Here is a 21306-nt window from a genome sequence, read left to right as displayed (position 1 = left end):
CTTATTTTTTAAACATCGATTTGACCACAAACTTAACATTCTCCGGGCGCTCCGCCATCCTTCGCATGAAATACCCGTACCAATCCCTCCCGTATGGAACGTAAACACGCATCGTGTACCCTTCCTCTGCAAGTTTTTGCTGAAGCTGGGGACGTATCCCGTACAGCATCTGAAATTCGAATTGTGTCTTGGGAATGCGCTGGGCCGCGGCGTATGCCTTGCTGTGCTCGATAATTCGTTCATCATGAGTGGCAATCGCTGCATAATGGCCATGCTTTAGCTGTTTTTCGATCAACAGGATAAAATTGCGGTCCACGTCGGCTTTTTTCGGAAACGCCACCTCCGGAGGCTCTTTATAGGCGCCTTTAACCAGCCGAAAGTTCGGGGCGAGTGGACGCAGCCTCACCATATCAGATTCCGTCTTGTATAAATACGCCTGCAGCACGATGCCGACATAAGGGCCATACGTCGAATGCAGCTGCTCAAACATAGCGATCGCCTGCTCATTGTGGCTGTAATCCTCCATATCGATGCGCACAAAGTTCCCGAGCCTTTTCGCCTTGGCAACAATTCCTCTCATGTTGTACAGGCACTTCTCATAGGAGATGTCGAGGCCTAGCTGCGTGAGCTTCACCGATACGTTTGCCCTCACTCCGGAATCTTTAATCGCTTCGAGCGCCTTTACGACGTCCGCCGCCAATGCCGCCGCCTCCTCGCTCCCAGCGACATATTCACCCAGATGATCAAGCGTCGCCAGAATGCCTTTGTCATTCAATTCGCGTACTTTCACCAAAGCCGTATCCAGCGTCTCGCCGGCAACAAAACGTTCCGCGCCAAAACGCAGGCCGTATTTCTTGGCCGCTCTGTTCGCCATTTGATTTTTGGACAAATACAGAAGCATATTACGCATGATCGGCATGCTCATCACCACTTTTCTCTCGTCGATCCGTTATATGTTATATATATATAATGAAGATGGCGCGAACATACTAAACGCCTCGCTCTTGGGCGCGAAACATGACAGGTCTTGTCTGTGTTCCGCACCAAGAGGAGGCGTCCTTAGCGTCCTTAGCAGTCTTGCATCCGGTTATATCGATACGAGGAATGTGCTACCCGCGACTTCTTCGCCATTAATAATTAATGTTATGCGATGCTCGCCCGGATAATACTTGCGGGTTGTAATGAATTGAAAGGAGTGCTTGCCCTTTAAGGACGTACGCCCCGGCCCATAGCCTTTCTCAGACAATTTGAACAGCTTGCGGCTGAGACCGCCGTTAGCCTTCACAAAGTCAATGCCATATTCGATACGCAGCTTTTGCAGCTGCCCTGAATCATTGACAATATCAAAGATGAAATGAATCTCTTCCCCCATCCGGATCGCATCAGGGGCAGCGGCAAACTTCTCCACGATAATTCCCTGCGGCGTGTGAAAGCCGAAAAAAAGCAGGGCGTCCGGATGGCATTGCTTCAATAACGTCCGGCAGCCATGCCGGATAATCCAATCCGTAAACGGGTTCTTTCCCCACCACTGGCGTGCCAGATTGAGCACGAGCTCGGGATGGTCCTTGGAAATGTCATTGAGGTTATTAGCGACGCTCTTGCGCACATATAAGGATGGATCTTCCTTCAAAGCGGACAGCACCGCCAGAATCGGCGACGGGTCCTTCTTAAGCGGCTGCAGACTCATTGCCCATGGCAGACGGGGACGGCAGCCCTCGCTTGCCAGCCGCCGGACATGCTCGTTGTCGCTTGCGCTCCATTGCCGGAGCTGCTCGAACATCCGCTTCGGATAACGAAGAATGAATGGCCGCACCGCAAACTCCGAGCTGCTGCCTGGTGTAAGAAAAGAAAGCGCCTGGATCGCTTCTTCCGGATGTTCCAATCCCTTTAATTCCACGTAATCGGGAAACACCAGATGAGGCAGCCCATGAAAAAAGACAGATGCCTCCTTGATTACTTCCACGGCCTCCGGAAACGATTCCGGCAGCTGCTCCGCTAACGCGAGCGAAATGATCCGGATCCGTTGTTTGAAGGCCGCTTCGTCCCAGCCCTCTCCCCGAACCGCGGCATGAAAATCAGCAGGTCGAAACGGGGGATACGCTTGCTGCATCCGTGTACCCAATTCGTTAATAAAGCCGCCTGTGAACACGTCCTTAATCAATTCCGCCATCTCGTGCCCCTCTTCCAGCTCTTAGAGTTTCGCTCCCTGCCAGTGTTCCTTACAAAAAGCGGCTATCGCTTCTAATTCCTCTTCTTCAAAATCAAACTCCAAATATCTTTCCGTCGTTCTTTCGTAAATATCATACTTTACGATCTCCGAAGTACTCTCATCAACCCTATAAATAACCTTGACGTACAATCCCTTCTCCGAGTACAATTCGTCATCCTCATCCACTTCAAGATCAAGGATAAACTCATATCGCTCTCCGGTTAAAATACCGAAGGGATCCTTTATGAATTCCACGCTGTAAGCCGTAATCGTTACCATGTTATCATCCTTTCAAAATCGCTAAACCTTATTATACAAGAAAAGCCGGCCAAGCAGAAATAACTGGCGCTGTCTCAAGCGTGAAAGCCATCATAACGCGGCGGATGGAGCATGTAAGAGGCTGTCCCAAAAGGGATCTTCAATGAGATATTGAAGCTTGATAGGCACCTCTAAAACAGTAAAAATGGCGTCACAGGTCTCCTATCTGTGGCGCCATTTCTCGTCTTCGGTCAACTGCGGCCTTCTTCACTCTTCAATCGCTCTCTTGCCATTTGTTTATGGCGGAGACCCCTTTCAACCTACTTCATTCAAACCTGTGCCGCGCGATCTTTTCCTTTATCTGCCTCGCCGGCATTTTTATTTGCCGCTTCACGATCCCGCTGCATCTCTTCCACCGTCTTGACCTTCAAGCGTGCGGCACCTTTATAATCCCGGGTTGGAATCAGATTGCCTGCTTCAATCCGTTCCTTGGCCTCAGCAATCGCTGTACCGTATTGCGGCAGCCATTGCTCCTGAGCAACCAGCATCTCATCGACCATTTGCCATATTTCGTTCGGATTACACACCGCGCCGACTAGAGGATCCATCATAAACGCCTGTCGAAGCAATCGGTCATCTCCGTGAACAGCCGCTTCAACGGCCAGCCGCTGTACCGAAATGCTAACATTACACACCGCGGCAGGACCAAGCGGAAGCTCCCCGACATGCGGCATGGATATACCGTTACGGTCGACATAACCTGGCGCTTCAATCACCGCGTCATCCGGAAGATTACTGATTACGCCTTTGTTCACGACATTGAAATGACCGCGATACACTCTGCCTGTCTCGAGCGCTTCAATAATATAAGAGCCATGCTCATGGCTGCGCTTCTCTTGCGTATACACCAAAGCCGGATCCTTCATCCAATTCGGAAAGTCGGTCTCAAACCAATTGCGCCCTTCCGTGCATACGCGCAGGTAGCCGCCTGTTTCACCGTTAATCCAGCTCCCCAGATCAATCCAGTCGTTAATTTCTTCCGGGCGCTTCCGGTACCATGGCACATATTCGCTTAGGTGGCCGTTTGATTCCGTACTATAATAACCGAAACGGCGCAGCATATCGATCCGCACCTTTTCCGTCCGTTTAAATTCCGGATGCTTCTCGAATGCTTCGAGCAATTGTCCTGTCAGATCCACTCCACTGTGACGAATCTGGATGTACCAAGTCTGATGATTAATACCCGCGCAGATGATATCCACTTCTTCCCGCTTCAAGCCGAACGCTTCGGCAATCTGTTGATGTCCGTGCTGCACGCCATGGCATAATCCAATGGTGCGCACACCGCCGTATTTATTGCATGCCCAGGTCATCATCGCCATCGGATTAGCATAATTCAGCAATAATACATCCGGTGCCGCGACCTCGCGGATATCTTTGCAAATATTCAGCATTTCCGCAATGCCCCGCTGGCCGTACATAATCCCGCCGGCACAAAGCGTATCCCCGACACACTGATCCACGCCATACTTGAGCGGAATATCCACATCTGAAGCGAAGGCTTCAAGACCCCCGACACGAATCGTACAGAGCACATAGTCGGCGTCCTTCAACGCTTCTCTTCGATCCGTAGTCGATTGGATCTGGACGGACAGCCCGTTCTCGCTGATGTCCCGGCGGCATAACTCTGTTACCATCTCCAAATTGTGCGCATTGATATCGGTAAAAGCTACTTCAATATCGTCAAATTCCGGTACAGCCAGCAGATCACGTAAAATTCCGCGGGTAAAACCGATGCTTCCCGCTCCGATAAATGTCACTTTGAATGCCATTCTCTTCATCCCTCCGCTTGAGTTTATAGATGTTTCTTACCACCTATTTTAACAAACTCTCACACGGAAGCGTTACCAAATTACGTACGGGCCGTCCATGCGCTTACTCCGCCGATAGCCGCTCCAAACAGCGCCCCGGCGATCACTTCCTCCGGCTGATGCCCCAAGCTTTCTTTTAGTTTAATTTTTCGCCTTATATGGTATACGCCCGGATGATGACCCGCTAACTGCTCGACATCCGCATCCAGATCGTTGACCTGAATCGCAATCTCTCCCGCATGCCTGCGAATGTTCATCGCATCGTACATCACAATGATGCCGAGCAAGGCGGAAAGGGCGAATTCAGGCGATTTGCAGCCATGCTTCACGGCCGAATAGGCCGCGAGCGCGGATACGCCGCTTGAATGCGAGCTGGGCATCCCGCCGGATTCGATCATCCTTTTCAGATTCCATTCCTTTGTTTTAGCATACTGGATCGGAACTTTTAACAGCTGCGCCGCTCCGACCGCAATTAATGAAGTAATAAGTCCTCGGTTCATCTGAAGTTTGCTCCCTTCACAGCTTAGGATCAGTTATCAGTGTTCCCCGGGGAGCGCTTCTTACTTATTCCATTTATTTGCAAACATCCCGCTGCTAAACCGCATTTTCTATGGGCTTCTTCTTGGCCGCCGCAGGCTTGCCTGACGGAAGATTAAGCAGCAGTAGACCGGCTAGAAAAATAATCGTTCCTATAATGATGTAACGGGTGATGGATTCTTCAAGAAACAGAAAGGACCATAAAATCGTGAACAGCACCATACTGTTGCCTACAATGACAGCCATCGCAAACGGCACCCGGCGGATCGCTTCCGCAAACCAATAAAAGCTGAGTCCCGTAATTAAGCCTAATCCGATAAGAGCCAGCCATGCACTTCCTGTAATCGGACCGACAAATCCTTCCGACTGAATCGGCAGCGGAATCGCCATCAGCACGGAACACCAAAAGAACACAGAGAAATTCATGTTTCCCGTGTCCATATCTTTAATGAGCATCTTTTGGCTTAACACATGGATCGCTGCACCGATTCCGGATAAAGCAAACAGCAGTGTCGTCAAGCCGTTCCCGCTCCAGAGTATGTCCAGCGGCTGTCCGTTCCAGCTGATAAACAGCACGCCCATGATACACAGGCCCGCAGCCATCCATCCCCGGCTTGAAATATGCTCTTTGAACCACAAGGTTGAAATGAGCAGCAGCGTCACCGTCTGGATCGGCGGAACGAGAATGTTTCCATACGCAAAGCCAATCGATATCGCCAAATTTTCAAACAGGTAATTAATGCTTTTACCGAGCGCTCCAAGCCAAATCCACGTCAGCTTCGTCCGCAATTGGATCCGTCCGTCTTTAAGGAGCATGAAAAGGCCGAGAAACACGATGCCGAAGAAGAATCTTGCAAACGTAATGACTGAGCTGTCGACCATTGTGGATGCAGCTTTGACTAACATGCCGACGAAGCTCCATGATAAAGTAGCTAACAGGAGCAGTATGTAACCCACAGCGCTTCACTCCGATCTCAACGAATCACATTTTTCTAATTCTAACACACAATATTGGGAAAAAGAGGAAGCCAGTCCCATTGAATTAGCTATAGGGTAATCAATTCGTTCGAAACGGACTTCAGCGCCATACGTAAATAATACAAATGGGGGTGATCGGCACATGTTTACTGCCAAGGAAAAGCTCTATATGCTCAAACTGCTCAAGCAAGAGAAACGCAGGAGCTTCTTCGGCATGAAGAAGCCGCCCGCTGAGCATGGCAAGCTGGTCGAGAAGCTGGAGCAAATGATACGTAATGAACAGGTAAACCGCGATCATTTATAGTCTAGGTACAATACCGCATATGATTCTAGCAAGAGAGGCGCCATGGCGCCTCTCTTTGTGTGCAACTATATTTATTACCACTTTTTCTCATTTCCGAATCTGCATGAGAAAATTCTCATTAAATTCTCATAAAGAAGAATATTCTTGTATAAACGTAGGTTTGCCTTCTCATATGCTAATTTAGCCACTTTTTAACTGTGTTATAGTAATTTTAGTAACAACGAGAACACTAGATGGAGGGACAACATAGAAATGCGAAGCAAGAATTTCCTAAAGAAAATCGTTAGCGTGAGCCTGTGCGCCACCATCGGACTATCGGCACTTACTCTATATACACCACAAGCAGAAGCATCGCCAGCCAAAAAATTTGAGGTCATTGAAACAGGGAAACAATTTCTGGGCACGCCTTATCGTTTCGGAGCACCTGCCGGTATCACATCCGCGTTTGATTGCTCTTCGTTCACACAATTCATATTCAGACAATATGATATCAAGCTTCCAAGAACGACTACAGAGCAAGCTAAAGCAGGCGTAAAAGTTACAAAAGGTTACTTAAGCACAGGCGATCTCGTATTCTTCAATACGAATGGCAAAAGTATCAGTCACGTAGGAATCTACGCAGGCAACAACAAAATTTTGCACGGTTCAAGCAGCCAGGGCATTGCCATCTCCAATATGAATTCAAGCTATTGGAAAAGCAAATACGTAACAGCGCGCCGGGTTCTTTAATAAATACATAATTTATTGAATGTATCTTTTGGTGTGACATGGCCCTTTAGCCATCATAAAGAAGCGTCCGGACATCCCGAACGCTTCTTTCCCTTTTTATGCACCCTATCCGATACAAACGGACTTTTTACTATTCGCACGGTATACCATTAATATAGTAAGCATCCTCACGGTAGACCTTAAATGCGATTTCCACTTCGGCTATGCCCGCAAGCCGGATATGCCGGGTTACCGCCTCCGCCAAGCGATCCCTTACTTCCCGTCCCCTCTCGAACCAAGCTACTTCGATGAAAGGATAGGTATCGGCCCTCTCCCCGTCAAATACAGAAGTGACAGACAAACAATCTACCGTAAAATTATCCGTTCCGCATTCACATACGGCTGCAAGCTCCTCTATGAGCGGCCGGCTAATAGCCATCATTGTGTTGGCTTCAATTCCTCTTACCGTTAATTGCGGCATGGCAACCCCTACCGCATTCGACGTAAAGTGACTACACCAGTCCCGGTAAACCTTAAGCATCATCCATGCAGCGCTTTGCTCATCTTTACAACCTGCGCCGCCAAGCTCTCGATTCTCTCCAATACCCCGACATCCACAACCTCATTATGTTCATTAAAATGCTCCCGATGGGCATAGACGTAATCAGGTGCCGTATACGCTCGAAAATAACCGGCAATCGGCTTTAGCTGATTCTCAATGACCAGAAAATGCTGATAGGTTCCGCCCGTCCCAACAAAACCGATGACCTTCCCCCGGAAGGCAGTCACAGGCAGCAGGTCGAACACATTTTTAAGCGCCCCGGAAAGCGATGCCTGAAAAATCGGCGTGCCGATAATATAACAGTCGGCGGAAAGAATCGTTTCAATCACTGTTCGTGTATCCTCATTGTAGCCTGCAGGTTCGCGCCCATCGCAAAATTCAATCTTGTAGTCTTTCAGATCCAAAAGATCGGTATCGAGACCAGGCTCAAGCAGCGCGGCTTGTTCTACAACCCGTTTCACAACAGAGAGCGTCTTCGCCCCGACAAGCGTTCCGGAAATGCCTAATAGCTTCATCGCGAGCCTCCCTTCGCAAGATTTTATTTTATTCAATGAGGCGTCCATACAAATGGGTTTTTGAGCGTCTCATAAACGGCCTGCTTCTTGCCGTTTCCAGCATTTGGGCATGAACCGTCCCAACTAGCGCTCCTTCCCTCGAATCCTGCTCCAGATGGACCTGCCGGTGTAAAAATAACTGGCTTCCAGAAGAGCCTGCCGGCATAGCTGCCGCCAAAACGGCATCATTCTCAAACGCCCATATGCGCTGCATCCACGCCGCGTCATTTGCCTGGCCCGCACCACACACCGCTATGACATCTGCGCCCTGCTTGGCGAGCACCCGGTATGATTCCGGAAATAACGCATCGCCCTCTGTCAATATCCCCACCCTGGCAAAAGGCAGCTCGAAGGTCCGGAAAACAGAATCCGCCTCTCCCCTTCTCCTTTCAGGACGCCCCCGGTGAACTTGACGATAGGTTCCGATCTTTCCCTCAGGCCCGACCAGATAAACAGAAGGGACCGGCCTGCCGCCGACCTCCTCTAACAGGCTTATTGCGAAGTAGCCATTGTAAACGAAGGCCAGCCTTTGAAGCTCCGCAAAGAAAAACTCCAGCTCACCCGCTGAGGGTGATGGAAATGATTCCAGCTCCGGCAGCACAATCAGCCGATGTACCGCGTGTTTCAGATGGTCATTGATTTCTTCCAAAGACAGGCGAATCCGGGCTGCAAGCTGCTCCGCTCTGCCGCTGCGGAGCAGCTTGGGTATAATGACTTCGTATGATTCAGGAGCAGAAATCGGCCGTGTTTCCCCCTCTTTCCAAAGGTAGGGGTGCAGCAGCAGCTCCTGATAAGCATGCGGCCGCCGGGCTTCAAGGATATTCCGGCGTTTGGCGGGATCCAGACGCGCCTGCCCGTAGACGATTCCTTCGCCGGATATTAGCGACTGCTGTACGCTGCCATCCGGCTCGATGACGGCGCTGCCTCCGGTGAATACCGCCCCTCTTTCCGTATCCGAACGATTGGAAGCAGCCCAATACAAGCCGTTTTCCTTGGCGCGCAGGCACCAGGTTTTGCTTGGCGGATTGTTGGAAGCTCCCACCCAATTAGTCGGAAAGGCGATGATGTCCGCTCCCTGCAGGGCGGCAATGCGGGAGGGCTCAAAATACATAGCATCCATGCAGATTAAGAGAGCGATGCGTCCAATCTCCGTTTGAAAAACAGGGATTTCTTGATCGCCCTCTCGGGCCCATCTGGGATCGGCGGCGAACAAATGTGTTTTGCGGTACTTCCCCACAACGCCCTCCGGACCGATCAAAACGGCACTATTATAATATGCGCCGCTCCACGCATCGGTTTCCGGCAAGCCGACTGCCGCATAACAGCGGAATTTGCGCGTGACTGCAAGCAGGGCTTCTGTGGTTGGTCCCGGGATCGTTTCGACGAACGGAGCGATCTCCTCTCTGCTCTCCCACACGTAACCGCTTGAAGCCATCTCAGGGAACACAACCAGCTTCGCACCGTTTTCCGCCGCCTCAGCCAGCCGACTAACAAGCCGCCTCCGGTTCTCCTCCACTTCGCCCAACACGGGATTGAATTGCATCGCCGCTATCGTGAAGCTTATAACCTCATTTCCGCTTCCACCGTTCATCTTCCGCCCACCACCAACGATTCATTCGCCCAATCAATGTACAGCGCTTCTTCCCCACCATCCTGAATTATAATTTGCGTATCCGACGTAAGCTCGCCGATGACGGTAGCGGCAATGCCCTCCTGCGCAAACAGCGCCGTTATCTCATCTGTACGGTCCGGGTCAGCGGCCACAATAAATCCATAGCCCGGAAACATTTGCAGCCAGCGCTCAAGCTCCACAGTTTCCGGCTTTGGAATACTCCCGAGCTGCACACGGGCACCGCAGCCCGAATTTTCGGCCAGCATGGCAAGCGTGCCTAATATGCCTGCATTGCTGATATCCCGTGCGGCGGTCGCCAGCTGCCGCTGCGCCAGCATTGGCAGCAGGTCCAGCTTCCGGCGTAATTCTTCAGGCTGGCGGAAGCTGGTGCAGTCCCACTGCAAATAATGCTTGAACGGCTTGCCGTCCAGATCGACCGCAGCCAGCAGGGACTGTCCAGCCGATCCCATCGTGCCGCGCAGCAGATGGGTCGCTTTTCCGATAATAGCGGTTGCCACCCCTTCGGATTCCCCGGGCAGAAAATGGCCGCCTACCATCGCTACGCCGAGCTTTCTGCAGCCTTCCGCCATGCCCTTCGCGATTATGGCGGCCGTCTCGTCATTGGGAGCGCTGAGCAGATTGACGACCGCAGTCGGATGCCCTCCCATTGCATAGATATCGCTGACGCTGACCAATACCGCGCAATAGCCTGCCCAAAAAGGCTCATCGCGGACCAGTGCGGGGATGATCCCGTCACAGGAGATGAGCAGATAGCCGTCTTCCGTCTGCAGGATTGCCGCGTCGTCCCCGATCGGATCCAGCGTCGTGTCAGGATCCCAGGCAAAGGCTTTGAGCGGTACCTGGATATTTTTTTTGCGGCTGAAGCCGGGAAAATTCAATAAGTCGTTAACAAGAGTATGCAGCTTGCCCACCCATCATCACCCTCCTGTACAGGCTTTTATGTTTTTCGGCAGCCACAGACCATGTATATTGACGCGCTGTCACTTTACCATTGGTGCTTAGATGCTCGGCCAGCTCCTGCTCCTTGACCATCCGCAGCATTGAACCGGCAATTTCTTCCGGACGATCCGGATCCGCCAGCAAAGCGTTGTGCCCATGCTTTAAAAACTCTTGAAAAACGTCGATATCGGAGGCCACAACCGGGGTACCCGCGGCCATCGACTCCAATATCGCCAGTCCCCAGCCTTCCTTCTTCGAAGGCTGAACGTAACAATCTGCCAAACGGTATAATTCCTGTACCGTCTCATTATCCGGCGATCCCATGATGCGGATGCTGCTTACAACAGCAGGCTCCAGGCTTTGCAGCTCCAATTCAAACTCGTTCCTATAGTGCCGATAATCAAAAAGGGTCGTTCCCCCTGCAATAAGCAGCACCGCTTCAGGTAAAGCCCGCCTCACCTGTGTGAATGCGCGCAGCGTGGCGATCGTATTTTTACGGGGCTCGATTCCGCCTAAGGCCAGAAACACGGTACGTTCCTGGAGCCCGTATTTCGCTTTCAATTCCCGGGAATCGCCTCCTGCTTTATGAAAGAAGCGATCCTCCACCCCGTTATGAATAAGCGATGAAGCGCGGCCATATTCAGCCTTCATGCGGCGGCTCCAATATTCACTGACCGTGACCAGCGCCTGCGGCTGGACAACCGACTGATTCTGGCAGTCGACGAGCGCAGGCGTAGTGAAATCATCTAAATGATGAACCGTTCGAATGAAATAGGGGACAAGTCCCTTAGTCATCAAACGGTTCAAGCTGTTAGCGCTTATGCAATCCTGCGCGTGATGGATATCGTAAGCATCCAAGGGCTCAGATTCCAAAGCCGCTGCGTAGGTATCGATGTAGCGGATAATACGGGCTTCAAACAACTCATCCTGCCGGGGCGTGAACGGAATCACCTTCGTGTCCACCCCCACCTTCCGGAAAAATTGCGATTCCCCATTCAGGCCAAGCGCATGCACGGTGACGAGGCAGCCCGCCTTCTGCAAAGCCTCCGCCAAAGCAAGCGTGTGAACCACGCCGCCTCTCGGTTTCGTATTGTAGGTATAAAGAGCAACCCTCATCCCTCATCACTCCTTTTCGCAGAAGCCGGATCAAGCGCTTGCCGTCAATGGACCCAGCGGCATCAATCCGGCGGCTTTTACGAGCTTGTTGACACTATCCTCCGCACCGCCGATCGGACGGATATGGATGCCGCTCATGCCTTCGATCTTTCGGATCTCGCCGATCAGCTCGGCGGCGATCGCCAGCCCCTCTTCACCCGATTCCGAGTCCTCGAGCCTTGCACGGAACGAATCCGGAATGACGATACCCGGAATTTTCAGCGCTGTTTCCACATGATTCGCATCGCGCAGAGGCAGAATACTGGCCATAATCGTCACTCTTTCATGAAGCCCGCGCCGCCTCGCTTCCTCCATCCATTCTCCGATCAGATCGAGATCGAACACCAACTGGGTACGCACAAAGTTCGTGCCGCCCTCGACCTTGGCTTCCAACCGGTCGATCAGTTCCTTAATCGGTTTGCCGGCGATGTTCTCTACCGTCCCGATCGTGAATTTCGGCGCCTCTTCCATAACCGTACCGTCAAAGAGCTTGCCTTCATCAACAAACCTTCTGACGTAACGCACGAGCTCCATCGTTTCCAGATCATACACTTCCTTGGCATTCGGCTCCGTACCTACTCTGGCCGGATAACCGCCCAATATCGCGATGTTTTTCACGCCAAGCGCCGCCAGCCCCAATAGATCGCTTTGAATGCCCATCCGGTTGCGGTCCCGCAGGTTGATCTGCACGATCGGTTCAACTCCGACCTGCCGCACGAAGAATGCGCCGACAACAGGCGAAAGACGCGCAATCGCCAGCAAATTGTCACTCAAATCAACAGCATCCACGCAGCCTCTGTAACGCACCGCTTGCTCAACAAGCGGACTCGGATTCCAGTTCCGGGGCGGAATCAGCTCTGCAGTCACAATGAAATGGTCCCGCTCTAGAGCCCCCTTTTCCAGAAGCAATGTCATCTTCTTTCACCTGCTTTCCTGATGCTCGGTAGAATTTTGACCTAGATTTGGAACGTGCTTAAGATAAAGGCGCCGGCACGGGAGTATTCAATCAGGCAGTCCTGCAGATCAAGGGGATGTACAGGAATTGTCCCTTCAATCAGATCCTCCTCGCGCAGTCCGTGCAGCGCCAGCCCGAATCGGCATACATATACCTTTCCGCCCTCCTTGATAAAGGTGGCCAGCCCTTCGTTCGCGTTCAGCTGCCCTGCGAAGGCGGCATTGCCGACGGTCGGAAACCCGCGGGTCGCCATCGCGTTCATCGCTCCGGTTCCATAAAAATAAATGGCGGTTTCATAACCTTTCCGCTGCGCGCGGATCGCTTGCAGAACGGCAACGTAAGAAAGCGAGGATTCATGCGCGATACCGTGAACCAAAGCCAGAAATTTCTCGCCCGGATTCGCCTTGTAATCGGGGAATACTTTCGTCTCGCCGTACAGCTTTGAGCCCAGCGGCATGGAAGGATGGGGAATCTCATTCATCGATCTCAGTTCATTTTCCGTAAAATTTGCCATGGTCAATCAACCTCCAATAATGTTTTTATGGAAAAGAGCGAATGCCCTATGCCAACCTGCTGAAATAAAGCTCCTGCGCATTGCCCCAGAAGATTCGTTCTTTAATCTCCTCCGATACCTTCATACCTTGAATTTTCCAAAACTCGCTTTCGAAATCGCTCCAGGGCTCATCGCAGCCGAACATGATGCGGTCCACGCCGATTCCGGTTTTGTCCACTTCCTGCAGCAGCTTGCGTACGGCAAAACCGATTGCCCAGCTTGTATCGATGTAGACTCGGTAGCCGCCCTCGATCAGATCCTTCCACTGGGAGAGCAGGCGGATGTGGCCGCTGACGCCCCCGCCCATATGCACAAGATGGATTTTCAAATCCTTGCCCCATCGTTTGATGAGCTCGAAGTAGCCAAGGATATCAGACCCGCCGCCGGGACTTGTATGGAAATGAATCGGAATATCACGCTCGATTGCCGCCTGAAAAATGGACTCATGGAGCCGCAGTGTTGCTTCGTCCCACTTCCTGGGATCTGCGGTTCCACCAAGCAGATAGCTCATCTTAAGGGCTTGAATGCCGGGTTCATCCAGCAGCTTTAACGCCGCCTCCGTCCGTTCACGGTTCTGCGGCAGACCCGATACCCACAGCGCACCGGCTACGTTGCCGGCGCCTTCCCTGCATAAGCGGGCGACCAATTCATTATGGGAAAATGGCTGCTCCTGAACGGGGATGCCGTAGTTCGGGATGATCAGCGTTTTCTCGATTCCCCGGCACTTCATGAAAAACTCCAATTCCTCGGAGCTTGACGGACCAGGATCAGCGGGCGAGATCGGCTCTTCGGATTCATAGAATGGCCAAGGATCCAGGTGGCCGACATGATTATGCACACTGAACACTTTCCTGCCCATGCCCATGGACAACGGTGTTTCCGCTGTACACGCTTCTTCTTCGCTACCGTAACCGGCAGTGTTATCGCCCGATGAACTGCCGCTGCTTCCGGTTAGATGCATCAAACACATGCAGATTCGCCTCCATTAATTGATGGGGCTGTCCGTAAGAGATGAACTGCTCTCCCACCTTGCTCCATCCAAGCTTTTCAAACAGCTTCACGTTTTGCTGCTGCACTTGGGCCAAAAACCGGCGAACGCTGCGCCGCTGCATTTCACTTACAGCTGCTTCGATGAGGTAGACGCCAATGCCCCGGAGCCGGTAATTCTCGTGCACGGCCAGACGTCCTCCCCACCAGACCGAACGATCCTGCTGATCCGGATAACAGCGGACCGTGCCCATTAGAAGCGAATCGTTCTTCCAAGCATTAATATAGATGGACTCCGGATCATACTCGTCGGCGTCGGATAACGCGAACATCCGCTGCTCCTCTACAAACACTTGCCGGCGCAGCGTCAATGCGGCGGCAACCTCCTCCTTGCTGTTTGCTAATCTGAACTCATAGCTCCTCATCGCGGTCACCTCGCGGCTTCCAGTTTTTCGAAGGCGGGCAGCGCAGAGCAGGCTCCGCATTTTGCACAGCCGGCACTGCTTCCCTCAGAGGACAGCTCGGCCTCCTTCAGTATGGCGGCAACCTTGCGGTACGCTTCCTCCATATAGGCAGTGGAGGGTGGCGAAGTATGCTCAAGCAATGTCCCGCTCAGCGGCCGAAGCGGCACCACAAACGGGTAAACGCCCAATCGCGCAGCGCGCTGGCAGCCTTCCAACGTCGTTTCGATATTCTCGCCCATGCCCAGGATCACGTAAGTGCTGACCTGATTTCTGCCGAATACGGCGACGGCTTTTTCGAAGGCTTCAAAATAGATCTCCAAGGAAATCTCCGATTTGGACGGCATCATCCTGCGGCGGACTTCCTCGTCGAACGACTCCACATGAAGCCCGATCGTGTCGGCGCCGGCATCCTTCAACACCTGATAAAGCCGATGGTCATCGGGCGGCTCGCATTGCACTTGAATCGGCAGCCGGCTCACTTTACGGATTTCCCTGACGCATGCTGCCAGATAAAGCGCTCCCCGGTCCGTCTCGTTAGGAGTACCCGTCGTCAATGTAATATGCTTGATGCCATCCAGCTCTTCTGCCGCCTGTATGACCTCGGCGAGCTGCTCCGGCGTTTTTCTGGCCACTGTGCTGCCCTGCTCCAGGGAATGTCCAATCGCGCAAAACTTGCAGCGGTCTTTCGGTGTCCAGCGGATACAGCTCTGGATCACCGTGCTGGCAAGCACGTCGGCACCGTGCAGAACGGCAATCTTGTTGTAGGGGATGCCGTCTTCAGTCGCAAGGTCGTAAAACTTCGGACGCGCTACGGAATCCAAAACCATCAATGTCTTTCCTTCGTATTTCAGAGACAAGCCGGCATCGCTTTGGACCAAGGAATACGGGGAATGCTCGGCCGGATTGTTCAAGGTCGGCAGCATGACCGTTTGATCACCGAACCGGAATGCACGGTCATCCGACGGTCCTGCTCCTCCGCGGCGGCCTCCGCTCCCCAGCCCTTCCGTCCGCAGCCCTTTGTTATGAAGATCAACCAACCAATGCGCTTCCGCTTGAAGCGAGTCCCGCTCTTCTTGTGACGCATGATGCTTGATGGGATTCAATTTGCTCCCCCTCCCTTATCGATGTTACGCAATCTCACATAATAGAAGCACTTTTTGTTTTTATGTCACTTTATATAACATATGCTAACTTAAAAAATGAGGTGTGACATCATCCACTGAATCATTATTTTTACCATCCAGTTAGATTTATCCTGTAAAATCAAGTGATACCAAGATAATCTCAATCCTGTTAGCAGAAGTTTTATATGGAATATTTCCTTACATTAAATTATAATAACAATAGGGTTCTCCACTGATTTCCTCTTTCATCCTCACCTTGGCTCACACAAACATGACGCTATTTAAAGGTTAAATAAGCTTGTTTTGGAGGCATTGTATGGACTGGAAACCAAGCAAATCGACCGGCGTGCCGATTTATAAGCAAATTGCCAATTATATCGAAACCCGTATTATGACCGGCGAATTTCCGTCCGGCGGCTGCCTTCCTTCCGAACGTTACTTGGCAACGGAATTCGGCGTTAACCGCAGCACGATCATTTCCGCTTATAATGAGCTGCATGCCAGCGGACTCGTGAATCGCGTGAAGGGCATCGGCACGCTTGTCAGTACGGATCTATGGAGCTCAGGTGAGCAAAAGCGCGTGCCGAATTGGGATCAATACGTGAAGGGCGGTTTCTTCCAGCTTAACAACCCGATCAATCGCCAAATTTACAACGTGATTCAATCCGGCCGAAATATCATTAATTTGGCCATTGGCGAATTAAGCGCTGATCTGCAGCCCGTAGAGCTGATGCAGGATGTCCACAGCGCGATGAAAATTGACAACTATTTGGGCTACGAGCATATGCAGGGAAACCTTAAATTGCGCGAGGCGATCTCGGAGCATCTGAGAGCATACCGGAATATCAACTCTACCCCTTCCTCCATCCTGATTACTTCCGGAGCGCAGCAAGCGCTGCACCTGATCATTCAAAGCCTGCTTAAACCAGGAGACGCCGTCGTGATCGAAGATCCATCTTACGCCTACTCCCTGCCGATTTTTCACTCCGCCGGCCTAAAGACCTTTTTATTGCAGCCCGGACAGAATGGAATCGACCCCGAAGAAATCATCTCCCTTTATAAAAAACACCGGATCAAGATGGTGTTCCTAAATCCCATTTTCCAAAACCCTACCGGCACAACACTCGCTTATGAAAGAAGACAAAAAGTCATTGAAATTTCCACCATGTACGGCATTCCCATAGTGGAGGATGATCCTTACAGCGTAACTGCCTATAACGGCCAACCGGTTCGTACTTTGAAATCCATGGATCAGGATGGAGCCGTCCTTTATATCAGCTCGTTATCAAAGATCATTGCATCCGGACTTCGTATCGGCTGGATTCTAGGTCCGCAAGCCGTCATTAACCGGTTGACCGACGCCAAACAGCAGATTGATTTCGGCCATCCCAACTATCCACAGTGGATTGCCGCACAGCTGCTTTCCTCCGGCGGTTTTGACGGCCATATCAGAAAGCTGAGACAGGGATTGAAAAACAAACGGGATCTGATTATCGAAGCGCTGCAAAAGGAGTTTGACGGCAGGATTGAATTCGGCGTGCCTGAGGGGGGAATTCATCTCTGGTGCAAATTAAAGGAGGATTGGGACGAACACACACTGTTTAAAGAATCGATTCAGAATGGTGTCGTGTTCGCCCCTGGAAGTACGCTCGGCTCAAATGCCAATTATGTCCGGCTGACTTTCAGCCGTGCGGATGACCACTTGGTACAGGAAGGCATCCGCAGGTTCGCGGCAGCCGTCAAAAGGATGAGCTAACTAATGAATACGAACTGTTAACGCTGTATGGCGCACATACGAATGAACGCAATATTGTGTAATTACCAGCTATTTCCGCGCAGCCAAGGTGATTGCTTGCGCTAATGCACCGATCATAGCGGCATCCCTGGTGACGCCTATGATGCACTGGGTAACAGCACTATGGCCGGGCTGCAGTACAAACGCCTCTCCGTCGATATGCTTCTGTGACATGCGATTGGGTCTCGTTCGGCACGGCTCGAAGGAAAACATAAAACTCTCGTCGATCTCTTTGGCAATCAGCGACTTAGAGAAATCGTCTAATGCCCGAATGACAAAACCGGCGGCATCCTTGCGATCGTTCACCATCATCTCCGCTGTAACGCCATGCCGCTGCCTAAGCTGCTGGACAAACGGGGCCAGCTCGCCAAGCTGATCCATGCCGATTACCGGCTGCGGAACATATTGGTAACATCGTATCGGCCGCTTTCCCTGACTGATCGGATAGATCCGCAGCGGATCAGCCTCAGGAGGAGCTGAATCCCTCAGGAGCAGCGTGCGGCTGGGCGCAGGCAGCACATACCGTCCACCGTCATGCATGTAACGTCCCGATAATTGGATATGATACCCATCGTCCAGCGTCTGCTCAGCGTCCGAACAATTCCACGTTGTTTCTTCCCTTAAGATCAAAGAGGCATCCTTTTTTGTCACCATCTTGATCTCCTTCTCAAATACAGAAGAACCGGAGCAGCCTCGAACAACCGCCTTGCCTTCAACGACGATGTCTTCCCCGGTGCAGCTTATATGAACCGACTCCGCTACCGCAGGCGAGTAAGAGCCTGTTCCATGCAGCGTCAAGCCTTCCCCCGGGGTGCCGAACAGCTCCGGACCAATAACGGCGACAGCTGAATAAAAACCGTCCAGCCAACCGATCCCGTTCCGTGCCTGCAAGTCTGCATGATCCGGGTGCAGCAAATAATGCCCGCTTCGTTCCCAGCTCATTGTTTCCCCATCGACAACGATATCTCCGATCTCAAGCCCTCTTTCGGGCAATACGGTAAAGGCCATCCGTCCGTTATAAATTGTTAGTATTGTCAGCTCTTTATTATACTTATCCGTAAAGAGCCGCTTCTCAATGTATCCGCCGCCGGGCAAATCAATGGTCTTCTGCTCAGGCAGCTCATTCAGTCTCAGTTTCACCGTTGTTTCCATCGCGATCCCTCACTCTTGTTACAGAAATGAAAGAAAACAGCTTGACGAACATGGAATTCGTTCATGCTGTTTTCTTTGTTGTTTCCATATTAGAAGACATAAGTGCCGTACAGTCTCAAAAACTATAACCGAAGCTATTTAGCTATTTTCTGCTTAATAATGAAGGTATAAAGGCACCATTCTCAAAAATGACCGTGCGGACTTCCTGGCCCGGAGCCGCAACAAAGGATTCTCCCGCTTCATAAAAGTGGAACTCCCTCGGGTAAGCCGCATAACTTGTCACTTCGTAACGGTCGCCTGTTCTCACAATTTCTCCGTTTACGCAGCGCAATTCTCCATTCTGGGTGTATAGAAAGGTTTTCGTGCCGAAGCCTTCCAAATAGGCGACCAGTTCTTCACCCATATCCCAATCGTCTCCGGACGCATTGCTGAACAATTGCTCGAACAGCCCCCCGTCCTTGGCGAACACCGATTGGCCGAACCGGTTGCGGGACAGATCGGGACGGTTCATATTCGGTCCGGCGACGCTGTAAGTGGAAGCAGCCTGCCCCTTTTCTAATTTCTTATCTGTTGCCGTCGCGTGCCAATCGTAACAGTAGAATACCGGCATCGTCCCGCGGTAGGCCGCAGTCAAATATTCTGTCCGCTTTATATGCTCATAAGCGACCAGCGTCGAAGCCGCCACCAACCCGCCCCACAGGGAATGGGTCATATAGGATAAGGCTTCCCACCAGCGGTCCGGATTCTGTGCGCGGAAGTCATTGCTGAATCCGATATTGGCAAGCAGCAGTTCTCCATAACGGTCCGCTTCATTGGTATGGCCGCTTAGGCTGAGGATCTCGCAGGTCGGCCCAAAGCCCGCATTATCATAGAAGTGCTCTGTCACTGCGCCGGTGTAAAGCTCGCTCCCTGCGCGCAGCCTCTCGCCGGTTGCCGACCATAAGGAGGATAACCGTTCATACGCCTCCATCCTATCATTACGCTTAAGGTCGTCCAGCAAATCTTTGATGAACAGGCTGTACACGCCTGGCATATGGGTCTCTTCCTTCTCCCGTTCATCCGCATGCAGGTTCTCATCGAACCGTACGACCATCACTTCAGCCGCCCATTGCAAATAATCAGAGGGCTCATGATGAACTAGCTGATCCGCAGTAAATTTAGATAACAGATAGTAAATATGTGCAATATAATCAAGATCAATAATACGGTAAAATGTACCGTACAGCTTGGCAGGCTGATAGAAATCTCCGTTCACGAACCATTTCGGCCGGATATAATGGACCGCACTGTTCTCGACTTTGCGAATCTGCTCCTGCTCGAAGCTGCCGATTTCATTCTTCTTCAGCACAAGCGCCAGCTTGCCCAGCGATTCACCCTGATTGGAAAGCGGGAGAAATGCATGAGGCACCTCCGCTCCCTCATTCTGATACAGATTGCGGCAGATATACTCGACTCTGGACTCAATGATCGTACGAATCGGCTCGATGACATTAAACACAACATGATCGACAGTACCATTCTCCAGCTCGATTCCCAGCTTCCGTTCTCCGGGTCCGGCTAATCGCGCCTGCAGCAGAAACTTCCCGTTGATCTGTCCCAATTGATCCGTCACATCAACCTGCTTGCATCTGTCCCCCTCGAAGGACTCCACCCATGCCCTCGTCAGCCGCTGCTGCCCGGGCAGCTGGAAGGAGGCTTGGAACTGCCCCCCGCTCACAACAACCGGACTGTATTCAAGCGCGGGATGCCCGAGCTTCAAGCCGTTATCGTAAAATTGCTGCTGATCAGCAAACGGCATCAGCACATATTCCCATTCCAGCGAGTGGCCTGCAGCCAGTTCCACCGGCTCCGTGCCAGTGCCATAAATCCAATCGGAGGATGACGGCGAACCGGAATTAACACTTCCTGTCCCGACAAGAATCAAGCTATGATACAGCATTCCGTCCAAAGAAGGGGATACATTTTTAAAGAAATTATTTTCGAACCGGCAGTAGGTGCCCACCGACCGGGTGATCCCTTTTACAGCATACACGCCAAGATGAGGGCCGAGGTTGCTTCTTCGCACACAGGCAAGTTTGCTGAAGTTCGGTGAGATGGAAGGAAACACCGCACAGGAATGGTCAATGTTCCGCATCACATCCGCATCCTTGAACATGACGTAGGCCAGCGAGGACCACATGTAGAAGTGATCCACCGTTAACGGTTCGCTGCTCTTATTAACGATGGAAATGTTCCAGCGCATGGATGTATCATCCGTCTCCAGGTCATAGGCGAGCCGGACTTCGAAAGGCTCAAAGGCATAAACAACCTCCAGCCATTTCTCTGCGAGCCGGGCAATAACAGGCTTACCTGTCTCACTGCTGTTGTACAGCACCTGATTCACACGCAGGCTAAAATGTCCGAACAGTTTATCTTCATCGGGATAGCCGCGTTCCGCCATATAATCTTTGTCGATGACCCAGTTCATCCTCTTGCGGTCTTCATTCATGGAAAGCTTATCTACAAAGCCTAGATCGGACAATTGAAGATAAAAAGCTGTATTCTTGATGGCTTCCAATAGGCTCACTC

General features: G+C 51.6%; 21 protein-coding genes. 3 read left to right on the top strand and 18 right to left on the bottom strand.

Annotated features, from left to right (window positions below; translation table 11 throughout):
- Position 1: 1 nt before the first annotated feature.
- The 6 genes from IEW11_RS13535 to IEW11_RS13510 all read right to left on the bottom strand — a co-directional run bounded on the left by IEW11_RS13535 (position 2) and on the right by IEW11_RS13510 (position 5832).
- The gene (locus IEW11_RS13535) at positions 2–925 is read right to left on the bottom strand and encodes a proline dehydrogenase family protein (protein ID WP_229725261.1); all 924 of its coding nucleotides are present in this window, start codon (positions 923–925) and stop codon (positions 2–4) included.
- Between the two features lie 162 nt (positions 926–1087).
- Positions 1088–2170, bottom strand: coding sequence for a DNA alkylation repair protein (locus tag IEW11_RS13530; protein WP_188531582.1), 1083 nt, complete (start codon positions 2168–2170; stop codon positions 1088–1090).
- Positions 2171–2191: 21 nt separating this feature from the next.
- Positions 2192–2488: a DUF6509 family protein gene (locus IEW11_RS13525; RefSeq protein ID WP_188531581.1), complete on the bottom strand. Its 297-nt coding sequence runs from the start codon at positions 2486–2488 to the stop codon at positions 2192–2194.
- 308 nt (positions 2489–2796) lie between these two features.
- Entirely contained in the window at positions 2797–4299 is a 1503-nt protein-coding gene (locus IEW11_RS13520) for an alpha-glucosidase/alpha-galactosidase (protein ID WP_188531580.1), read from the bottom strand.
- An 80-nt stretch (positions 4300–4379) separates the two neighbouring features.
- Positions 4380–4838, bottom strand: coding sequence for a divergent PAP2 family protein (locus tag IEW11_RS13515; protein WP_188531579.1), 459 nt, complete (start codon positions 4836–4838; stop codon positions 4380–4382).
- 94 nt (positions 4839–4932) lie between these two features.
- Positions 4933–5832, bottom strand: a complete 900-nt coding sequence (locus IEW11_RS13510) for a DMT family transporter (protein ID WP_188531578.1) — start codon at positions 5830–5832, stop codon at positions 4933–4935.
- 163 nt (positions 5833–5995) lie between these two features.
- Here IEW11_RS13510 and IEW11_RS13505 point away from each other — a divergent pair, with 163 nt between their 5' ends.
- Positions 5996–6157: a hypothetical protein gene (locus IEW11_RS13505; protein WP_188531577.1), complete on the top strand. Its 162-nt coding sequence runs from the start codon at positions 5996–5998 to the stop codon at positions 6155–6157.
- 252 nt (positions 6158–6409) lie between these two features.
- A complete protein-coding gene (locus tag IEW11_RS13500) occupies positions 6410–6886 on the top strand; it encodes a C40 family peptidase (protein ID WP_188531576.1) in 477 nt (158 codons plus the stop codon).
- A 130-nt stretch (positions 6887–7016) separates the two neighbouring features.
- On the opposite strand, the gene IEW11_RS13495 is transcribed toward IEW11_RS13500, so the two are convergent.
- The 10 genes from IEW11_RS13495 to IEW11_RS13450 are packed head-to-tail and all read right to left on the bottom strand — an operon-like array spanning position 7017 to position 15770.
- A complete protein-coding gene (locus IEW11_RS13495; protein ID WP_188531658.1) occupies positions 7017–7346 on the bottom strand; it encodes a DUF1904 family protein in 330 nt (109 codons plus the stop codon).
- A gap of 59 nt (positions 7347–7405) precedes the next feature.
- Positions 7406–7942 (bottom strand): NADPH-dependent FMN reductase, encoded by a 537-nt coding sequence (locus tag IEW11_RS13490; RefSeq protein ID WP_188531575.1) that lies wholly within the window; start codon positions 7940–7942, stop codon positions 7406–7408.
- Between the two features lie 28 nt (positions 7943–7970).
- A complete protein-coding gene (locus IEW11_RS13485; protein WP_188531574.1) occupies positions 7971–9572 on the bottom strand; it encodes a nitrilase-related carbon-nitrogen hydrolase in 1602 nt (533 codons plus the stop codon).
- Positions 9569–10525: an AIR synthase related protein gene (locus IEW11_RS13480; RefSeq protein WP_188531573.1), complete on the bottom strand. Its 957-nt coding sequence runs from the start codon at positions 10523–10525 to the stop codon at positions 9569–9571. The genes IEW11_RS13485 and IEW11_RS13480 overlap by 4 nt, the downstream gene beginning before the upstream one ends.
- Positions 10500–11669: an MSMEG_0565 family glycosyltransferase gene (locus IEW11_RS13475; protein WP_188531572.1), complete on the bottom strand. Its 1170-nt coding sequence runs from the start codon at positions 11667–11669 to the stop codon at positions 10500–10502. Before IEW11_RS13475 ends, IEW11_RS13480 begins: the two co-directional genes overlap by 26 nt.
- Before the next feature lie 30 nt (positions 11670–11699).
- Complete coding sequence (locus tag IEW11_RS13470) at positions 11700–12623, bottom strand: methylenetetrahydrofolate reductase (RefSeq protein ID WP_188531571.1); 924 nt, start codon at positions 12621–12623, stop codon at positions 11700–11702.
- A gap of 41 nt (positions 12624–12664) precedes the next feature.
- Complete coding sequence (locus tag IEW11_RS13465; protein WP_188531570.1) at positions 12665–13177, bottom strand: MSMEG_0572/Sll0783 family nitrogen starvation response protein; 513 nt, start codon at positions 13175–13177, stop codon at positions 12665–12667.
- Between the two features lie 46 nt (positions 13178–13223).
- Positions 13224–14186: an amidohydrolase family protein gene (locus IEW11_RS13460; protein WP_229725257.1), complete on the bottom strand. Its 963-nt coding sequence runs from the start codon at positions 14184–14186 to the stop codon at positions 13224–13226.
- Entirely contained in the window at positions 14137–14628 is a 492-nt protein-coding gene (locus tag IEW11_RS13455) for an MSMEG_0567/Sll0786 family nitrogen starvation N-acetyltransferase (RefSeq protein ID WP_188531569.1), read from the bottom strand. The genes IEW11_RS13460 and IEW11_RS13455 overlap by 50 nt, the downstream gene beginning before the upstream one ends.
- Positions 14629–14633: 5 nt before the next feature.
- Complete coding sequence (locus IEW11_RS13450) at positions 14634–15770, bottom strand: MSMEG_0568 family radical SAM protein (RefSeq protein WP_229725255.1); 1137 nt, start codon at positions 15768–15770, stop codon at positions 14634–14636.
- A 337-nt stretch (positions 15771–16107) separates the two neighbouring features.
- On the opposite strand from IEW11_RS13450, the gene pdxR reads away from it, so the two are divergent.
- A complete protein-coding gene (gene pdxR / locus IEW11_RS13445; RefSeq protein ID WP_188531568.1) occupies positions 16108–17547 on the top strand; it encodes a MocR-like pyridoxine biosynthesis transcription factor PdxR in 1440 nt (479 codons plus the stop codon).
- A 69-nt stretch (positions 17548–17616) separates the two neighbouring features.
- Here the strand turns inward: pdxR and IEW11_RS13440 are convergent, their stop codons facing one another.
- Both IEW11_RS13440 and IEW11_RS13435 read right to left on the bottom strand, forming a co-directional pair.
- Positions 17617–18738, bottom strand: coding sequence for a DUF4432 family protein (locus IEW11_RS13440; protein ID WP_188531567.1), 1122 nt, complete (start codon positions 18736–18738; stop codon positions 17617–17619).
- 142 nt (positions 18739–18880) lie between these two features.
- The gene (locus IEW11_RS13435; RefSeq protein ID WP_229725253.1) at positions 18881–21295 is read right to left on the bottom strand and encodes a hypothetical protein; all 2415 of its coding nucleotides are present in this window, start codon (positions 21293–21295) and stop codon (positions 18881–18883) included.
- Positions 21296–21306: the final 11 nt, after the last annotated feature.

This window comes from Paenibacillus abyssi (genome assembly GCF_014640295.1).
Taxonomy (GTDB): domain Bacteria; phylum Bacillota; class Bacilli; order Paenibacillales; family Paenibacillaceae; genus Paenibacillus_D; species Paenibacillus_D abyssi.
Note: the sequence above shows the minus strand (reverse complement) of the source record. Positions and strands in the feature narration are given on the sequence as shown.